This window comes from Bradyrhizobium sp. sGM-13 (genome assembly GCF_018398875.1).
Lineage (GTDB): Bacteria > Pseudomonadota > Alphaproteobacteria > Rhizobiales > Xanthobacteraceae > Bradyrhizobium.
In genome coordinates this window covers 1-348 of sequence record NZ_JAGWDK010000232.1, presented here as the reverse complement: position 1 = coordinate 348, position 348 = coordinate 1, and the positions used below count along the sequence as shown (strand labels likewise).

Here is a 348-nt window from a genome sequence, read left to right as displayed (position 1 = left end):
GCGTGCGACTCGCTTGGGAAAGTCGGGGAGCAGACCGCAGTCTTGTCTGTACTCGAGGGCGCAGATGTCTTGTACGTCGCCTGCCGGAACAGCCCGAAGCCCCTCGGCATCACCTTCAAGATCGGCATGCGACTTCCCGCCTGTTGCACGGCAACCGGAAAAGCCATGTTGAGTACCCTGACGGACGACCAGGTGAGATCCTTGTACAAGAAACATGATATCGTGACCCTAACAAAGGCCGGTGTCGCCTCCATCAACGATCTGCTCGCTCAATTGGCCCGGATCCGGCAGAACGGCGTGTCGATCGACGATGGCGAAACACGGGAGCACATGTATTCCGTCGGAGCC

At 58.9% G+C, this 348-nt stretch carries 1 protein-coding gene; it reads left to right on the top strand.

Annotation, left to right across the window (positions count from 1 at the left end; all coding sequences use genetic code 11):
* Positions 1 to 42: 42 nt before the first annotated feature.
* The coding region (locus tag KJQ96_RS38895; RefSeq protein ID WP_305831073.1) for an IclR family transcriptional regulator at positions 43 to 348 on the top strand (306 nt) is incomplete at its 3' end.